Annotated in this window: 5 protein-coding genes and 1 pseudogene; 5 read left to right on the top strand and 1 reads right to left on the bottom strand. The window is 75.9% G+C overall.

Features of this window, described 5'->3' with window-relative positions:
• Both E1291_RS42730 and E1291_RS37325 read left to right on the top strand, forming a co-directional pair.
• Positions 1-839: pseudogene (locus E1291_RS42730) on the top strand (hypothetical protein); the annotation flags it as partial.
• A complete protein-coding gene (locus E1291_RS37325; RefSeq protein WP_131742767.1) occupies positions 839-2,296 on the top strand; it encodes a DUF5719 family protein in 1,458 nt (485 codons plus the stop codon). The pseudogene E1291_RS42730 and the gene E1291_RS37325, both read left to right, overlap by 1 nt.
• 22 nt (positions 2,297-2,318) lie before the next feature.
• Here the strand turns inward: E1291_RS37325 and E1291_RS37330 are convergent, their stop codons facing one another.
• The gene (locus E1291_RS37330) at positions 2,319-2,735 is read right to left on the bottom strand and encodes a metallopeptidase family protein (RefSeq protein WP_131742771.1); all 417 of its coding nucleotides are present in this window, start codon (positions 2,733-2,735) and stop codon (positions 2,319-2,321) included.
• 409 nt (positions 2,736-3,144) lie between these two features.
• On the opposite strand from E1291_RS37330, the gene E1291_RS37335 reads away from it, so the two are divergent.
• Genes E1291_RS37335 through E1291_RS37345 form a run of 3 tightly spaced genes read left to right on the top strand, consistent with a single transcriptional unit; the run spans position 3,145 to position 6,820 of the window.
• On the top strand, positions 3,145-4,842 hold the full coding sequence (locus E1291_RS37335; RefSeq protein ID WP_165495482.1) for a substrate-binding domain-containing protein: 1,698 nt from the start codon (positions 3,145-3,147) through the stop codon (positions 4,840-4,842).
• Positions 4,830-6,071, top strand: coding sequence for a sensor histidine kinase (locus tag E1291_RS37340; protein ID WP_131742769.1), 1,242 nt, complete (start codon positions 4,830-4,832; stop codon positions 6,069-6,071). The genes E1291_RS37335 and E1291_RS37340 overlap by 13 nt, the downstream gene beginning before the upstream one ends.
• Complete coding sequence (locus tag E1291_RS37345; protein ID WP_131742770.1) at positions 6,068-6,820, top strand: response regulator; 753 nt, start codon at positions 6,068-6,070, stop codon at positions 6,818-6,820. Before E1291_RS37340 ends, E1291_RS37345 begins: the two co-directional genes overlap by 4 nt.
• Positions 6,821-6,836 lie beyond the last annotated feature (16 nt).

A 6,836-nucleotide genomic window follows, 5' to 3' on the forward strand; every position in this document is an offset into this window, starting at 1 on the left:
GGGACGGGACGGGCCGGGTCGCCTACACCGTCCTGCGCGACGCGCGGCCCACGCTCGGCGAGGCCGAGACGCCCGCCGGCGCGGCGGCCCGGCGGCGCATGGACGGGCTCGTCGCCGGGCTCGTCGCGGGCCGCGAGGGCGACGACGGGCCCGCGCTCACAAGGATGGGCGTCCAGTACGTCCTGGTGCGCCGTCCCGCGTCCGACCCGCTCACCCGCGTCATGGACGCCGCCCCGGAGCTGACCCGCCTCAGCCGGACGGACACGTTCGCGGTCTGGCGGCTCCAGTCGCCGTCCGCGCGGCTGCTCCTGCTCGACGGCGCCCGCGTGATCCCGCTCCCGGCCGGGAGGATCGGTGCCCGGGTCCGCGTCCCGGCCGGCACGGGCCCGCGCACCCTGCTGCTGACCGAACCGGCCGGCGGCTGGAGCGCCTCCCTCGACGGGTCCCGCCTCCGGTCCCGCACCGTCGACGGCTGGGCGCAGGGCTACGACGTCCCCGCCGCCGGGGGGACGTTCGAGCTGACCCGCGACATGACGGCGCGGCACGTGTGGCTGGCCGCGCAGGGCGCCGCCGTGCTGCTGGTCGCCGTCCTCGCGCTGCCGGGCGCCCGGCGCGACCCGGCGCCCGCCGGCGAGCGGCGCGGGATTCGCCGCCGGGTCCGCGTTCGCGCGTCCGGCGGAACCCGTCGGGGACGCCGCCGTGCGGGCGGCGACCGCGCGGCGCCGGAACAGACCACCGACCAGGCCACCGACCAGACCACGGAACGGTCCCCGGACCGGACCCCGCCGCCGCGCGAACCGGCCGGCTCGAAGGAACCCGTCACCGAGGAGAGTCGCTGATGGACGGGCTGCTCCGCCTGCTCGGCCTCCGCTACGCCACCGCGGCGCTCGTCCTTGTGGCACTGGCCGCCCTGTACGGCGCCGCGTCACTGTCGCGGCCCTCGGCGACCGCGCGCGAGAAGGGCGCCCACACGCCGGTGACCTCCGCCGTCGCGGTCTGCCCCGGTCACGAGGACGGCCGGGTGAGCGTCCAGTCGCCCGCCGGGACCGCGCCCGGCGGGCACGCCGAGGTGACCGCGACCCGCGGCGGCCGCCCGCTCGCCGCGTTCGACGCCCCGGGCCGGGGCTGGCACAGGGACCTCGCTGCCATGGCGGACTCGGTCACCGTCCGGGCGCGCGGTCCCCTCGCCGCCGGGCTGTCGGCCGAGCAGACGACCCACTGGCCCGGCGGCCCCGACCGCGGCCTGGCCGGCGTCCGCTGCGCCGTTCCCGGCACCGACCTGTGGTTCACCGGGCCGGGCCCGGTCATCGCCGACTCCCTCGACCTCTACCTCACCAACGTCGACGCGCAGCCCGCGTCGGTGGACCTGACCGCGATCTCCGACGCGGGCCCGCTCGACACGACCGACGGTCTCGCGACCCCGGTCGCCCCCGCCACCACCCGCGTCGTGCGGCTCGGCCGGTCGCCCGAGGGCCTCGGCGACGTCCTCCGCTCGGCCCGCGACCTCGCCTTGCACGTGCGCACCACGGGCGGCCGCGTCGCCGCGTCACTGCGGGCGCGCCTCGGGGAGGGCAAGGGCATCGAGTGGGTGCCGCTCTCCGCCGCGCCCGCCCCCGCCCTGGTCGTGCCGGGCGTCCCGAGCGGGCCGGGCGGCCGGTGGCTGCTGGTCGCCGTGCCCGGCGACACGGCCGCGCGGGTGCGGGTACAGGTGATCACGCCGGACGGCGGCTACGCCCCGCAGGGTCAGGACGTCCTCGACGCCCCGGCGCGCTCCGTGGCCTCCCTCGACCTGGCGAAGGCCCTGTCGGGCAAGCCCGCCGCGGTGCGGCTGGTCGCCGACCGGCCCATCGTCGCGGGCCTCGTCGCCGAGCGCGGCGCCGACGTCGCCTACGGCACCGCGACCGCCCCCCTCGGCCCACCGGACGGCTCCGGACGTCCGTCCTCCGGCGTCGTCGCCGACGTCCGCCTCGACTCGACGCTGACCCTCACCGCGCCGTCCGGTCCCGCGACCGTCCAGGTCACGCCCATGGCGCCGTGGGGCCCCGGCACGCCGCAGACCGTCAGTGTCCCCGCCGGGCGGACCGTCGAGACCAGGCTCACCGCTCCACCCGGTTCGGGCGAGGGCTACGGCGCCGTCGTCACGCCCAAGCCGGGCTCGTCGCCCGTCTACGCCGCCCGCACCCTTTCCACCGGCGAGGACGACGACTACCTCTTCACCGTGCTGCCCATGAACCCGGCCGTCACCGCCCAATGGCTGCCCAAGGTCGGCGACTCCCAGACGACCCTCAACGACTGAGCCGAGGACGCCGCGGGCGCGGTCAGTCGTCCGGGGAGTCGTAGCTCGGGTCGACGGACTCGGGGGACAGGCCGAGCAGGTCGGCGATCTCCTCGACGAGCAGGTCGCGGACCAGGCGGCCGAGCTCCTGGTCGCCGCTGGCGCGGGCCTCGACCGGACGCCGGTAGACGACGATGCGGACGGGACCGCCGCCCTCGCCGGGGACGGTCTCGCCGAGCGGAACGGGACCCTCGAACCAGGGCTCGACCTCGGGTACCTCGGCCACGGTGAACTCGACCCGGGCGAGCTCCCGGCCCCAGCGCCTGCCGAGCCGGCGGACCTCGTCGCCCACGAGGTCGTCGAACCGCTCCGCGCGGGTCCGCGAGACCGGCGCCTGCGGGGGTGTCAGAGGGCCTCGGAGGCCGCGACCGTGCCGATCGCGGCGCCGTACGCCTGCCACACGGGATCGCACGCCTCCCAGAGTACCCCTCCCGCCGCGCGCGCCCGGCCCGTCCGCGCGGGCCGGCCGCGTGACCTGGAGTCCCGCCACCGCCCCGGACCTGACCGTGAGGTGTGACCTTTCTCGCCGAGGCGCGTCCGATCGGTGCCGGTCGGGGAAAGATGCGGTCCGGAACCATGTGAGTAAGAGAGCCTTTATGTGGCTGTGTTGCGAAAAGAATGGTTACAGTTACAAGGCGTGGTCCCTGGGCCCGCATGGCTGATGGTGCATGAAGGGTCGATTTCCCGTGAATCCCCCGCGTTCCGGCTCGCCTCCCCCGCCCCCCGGCGGCCCCCCGCCAACAGAGGACTCCCACCGCACTCGGCACGGCCGCTCCGCCTGGCAGAACTGCGACCGCAACGTCGTGGCCGTGGTCGTCGCGCTGAGCGTGGGCCTCGTGCTCGGCGGCGGAGGCTGGGCGCTGACGATGCGCGGCGCCGCGTGCGACGGGCCGGACGAATGGATCTCGGTCACCGCCGACCCGGCGATCGCCCCCGCGGCGCTCGCGGCGGCCGACCGCTTCAACCAGGCCCGGAGGGCGGCGGGGGAGTGCTCGGCGGTGAAGGTCGTCTCGGGGGACTCCGGCGACGTGGCGGACGCGTTCCACGGCCGGCGCGGGACCCCGGACGTGTGGATCCCCGACTCCTCGCTGTGGTCGGACCTCGCGCACCGGGCCGAGCCGGGGAAGGCGCCGTCGGTCGCCTCGTCCCCGATCGTGTTCGCGCTGCCGCGGGCCGCCGCCGGGCGGCACCGGGCGGAGCTGGCGCGCAGGTCGTGGGGGGCGTTCCAACCCCGCGGACCCGAGCGGGACGCGGACGGCGCGTCGTTCCGGCTCCGGCTGCCCGACCCCGCGAGGTCCGGGACGGGCATGGCCACGCTGCTCGCGCTCAAGGCATCGTCCGGAAAGGGGCAGGACGCCCTGAACAGGTTCACGGCCAGGCTGCGGATGGCCCAGACGCTCCCGTACGGGAAGGGGGCGGACGCGGCGTTCGGCGACGTGGACGGCGGGGGAGGGAACGGCCAGGGGAACGGCGGGTCCGACGGAGAGGGCGCGGCCGTCCTGACCATCTCGGAGCAGGCGGTGTGGCAGCACAACCGGTCCATCACCGGCGGTGTCTCGCCTCTGACCGCCGTATACCCGTCGGCCGGGGCGCCCTACCTGGACTTCCCGTTCGTGGTCGCCACGGCCGACGGCGAGCGCAAACGGGTGGCGCGGCGCTTCCTGGAGGAGCTGCGCTCCGCTCCGGCGGCCGCCGATCTGCGGCGGGCGGGGTTGCGCGAGCCCGGGGCCAACGGAACGGCCGCCGGGTCCGTGGCCGGGGTGGAACCGCCCGGTGCCCACGGGGCGGGGCGGGCCGAGCCCGGTCTTCTCCCGATCGTGCGGCCGGGAGCGGCCGCCGAGATCCTGGAGACGTGGCGCAGGTACAGGCAGGGACTGAACATCCTCGTGGTCGTCGACCCGTTCGGCGCCGGGGCGCCGATGCCCGCCGGAAGCGGCAAGCCGGGCAGCCGCCTGCAGGCGATGCTGTTCGCCCTGGCGACGGGGTTCACGCTCCCGGACGACTCCGCGATCGGCCTGTGGACCCTCACCGGCGCGGAGGGACGCCCCTACCGCCCCATCCAGCCGATCCGCGACCTCGGCACGCGCACGTCGTACGGGGGCAACCACCGGCTCGTGCTCCAGCGGGCCCTTGGCGGGGTGCGGTCGATGCCGGGGCGGGGCACCGGGCTGTACACGACGATCCGCGCGGCGTACGACGAGGTCGCCCGCAATTACGGCGGCAACAAACTCAACATCGTGCTCGTTCTGACCCCGGGGGGACCGAGAGATCATGAAGGAGGGGAGTTCGACCGGACGGTGGAGAAGCTGAAGGCGGCGTTCGACCCGAGGAGGCCCGTCAGCGTCGTCGCGTACGGCGTCGGGGCCGAGGCCGCCCCGACACTGCGCAGGCTCGCCGCCGTCACCGACGGCGGCACGTACAGGATCGATAATCCGGACATGGTGATGCGGCTCTTCCAGCGGTCCGACCAACTACGCATCTGCGATGCACCGAGATGCCACAACTGACCACTACGCCCGGCCGGGACCACGCCGCGGTGCAGACCCGGCTCGCGGTCACCTTCAGGCTGCTCCTGCTGCTGCGCGGGCTCCTGCTCGCGATGGCGGTCGTCCTGCTGTCGACCAAGGGACCCGACCCCGGCCTCGGCATCCCGCTCGCCGTGTTCGCCCTGGAGACCGCGCTCGCGTGCGCGGCCTGGCGGTCCGTGCTGCCCGTCGTCCAGCGGATGCCGCTGCTGTGCTGCGCCGACGCGCTGATGGTGTTCGCCGTGCTCGCCGAGGGCGGCGTCTTCGGCCCGTTCTTCCTCTTCTCCGTCATGACGGCCGCGATCGCCGGCGTCCTGTACAGGTGGGGGCCGGTGCTGCTGGTCTGCGTCGCGCAGATCTGCCTGTGCTACGTCGCGATGACCACCGGCACGCCCGTCGAGCGGCACGCGCCGGGCCTGCTCGTCGCGCTGCCCGTGTTCTACCCGCTCGCCGCCTGCGCCGGGGTCATGCTGCGGGCGCTGTTCGACCAGTACGCCGAGTCCGAGGAGGCGCGGCGCAGCGCCGAGACCGCCGCGGCGACCGCCGAGGAGCGCACCCGGCTCGCCCGCGAGATGCACGACTCGCTGGCCAAGACCCTCCAGGGCATCACGATGTCCGTGGCGACCCTCCCGATCTGGATCCGCAAGTGCCCCGAGCGGGCCGAACAGGACGCCCGCGACATCCTCTCCGCGCTGGAGGTCGCCGCGCGGGAGGCCCGCGGCCTCATCGCCGACCTGCGCGACGAGGCGTACGTGATGGCGCTGCCCACGGCGGTCCGCCGGGTCGCCGCGGAGTGGGGCCGGAACCGCGGCGTCAACGTTCACGTTGAGGTCTCGGGCAGGTTCGCGATGGACGTGCCCGTCGCCGTACGGTACGAGCTCGTCTCGGTGTTGAAGGAGGCGCTGACCAACGTGGAACGCCACGCCGACGCGGGGAGGGTCGAAATCAGGCTGATCTGGTCCGTCCACGCCGTGATGCTGACCGTCCGGGACGACGGCGCCGGGTTCGTCCCGCCGGTCCGCGGGCGGTTCGACCTGCTCGCCCGCGACGGGCACTACGGCCTCGTCGGGATGGCCGAGCGGGCCCGCCGGGTCGGCGGCCGGCTCGCGCTGCGCTCGGCGCCCGGCGGCGGCACGACCCTCACGATCACCGTCCCGCACGTCCGGGACCGCGTCGAGGGCACCCCCGAGCACGCCGGGTTCGCCTCGTGAGCCCGCCGGAACGGGCGCGTGCGCGCGCCGTGCGCGCCCTCGTGGTGGACGACAACCCGATCGTCCGCGCCGGCCTGGTGAGCCTGCTGGAGGCCGGGGGCGTCGAGGTGGTCGGCGAGGCCGTCGACGGCGGCCACGCGGTCGAGCTGGCCGAGCGGCTCCGCCCCGACATCGTCCTGCTGGACGTGCGGATGCCCGGCGTCGACGGGGTCTCCGCCGCCGGGCCGCTGAGCGCCCTGGCGAAGGTCCTCATGCTCTCCTACGACACCGGCTCGGACGTCATCGGCCAGGCCATCCGCAACGGCGCCGCCGGCTACCTCGTGCACGGCGCGTTCGGCGTGGAGGAGCTGATCGCGGCCGTCCACGACACCGTCGACGGGCGGGCCAGCCCGCTGTCCCCGCCGGCGAGCCGCGCCCTCGTCGAGGCGCTGCGCGGCGGCGGGGCCCCGCCCGCAGGAGCGTCCCCGGCCGGTGGCGGCGCATCGCCCGCCGGAGCGTCCCCGGTATCGCATCACGGGCCCCCGCGCCCCGATCCGCCGGCCCTCGGCGGGCGGGAGGACCTCGGCCTGTCGCCCCGCGAGGCCGAGGTCATGGAGCTGATCGCCCAGGGCCGCGCCAACGGCGAGATCGCCCGGCTCCTGGTCGTGTCGGAGTACACGGTGAAGAACCACGTGAACCGGATCTTCGCCAAGCTCGGGGTCCGCTCCCGCGGCGCGGCGATGGCGCGCTGGCTGGGCACCGCGCGCTGAGCCGCCGCCGGCGCCC

The sequence above is a fragment of the Actinomadura roseirufa genome (genome assembly GCF_900659635.1).
Lineage (GTDB): Bacteria > Actinomycetota > Actinomycetes > Streptosporangiales > Streptosporangiaceae > Spirillospora > Spirillospora roseirufa.

What these genes read in the sequence shown, in the direction of transcription:
- E1291_RS37340 (WP_131742769.1), top strand. Translation starts at nt 4,830, where the DNA reads ATGCCACAACTGACCACTACGCCCGGCCGGGACCACGCCGCGGTGCAG.
- E1291_RS37325 (WP_131742767.1), top strand. Translation starts at nt 839, where the DNA reads ATGGACGGGCTGCTCCGCCTGCTCGGCCTCCGCTACGCCACCGCGGCG.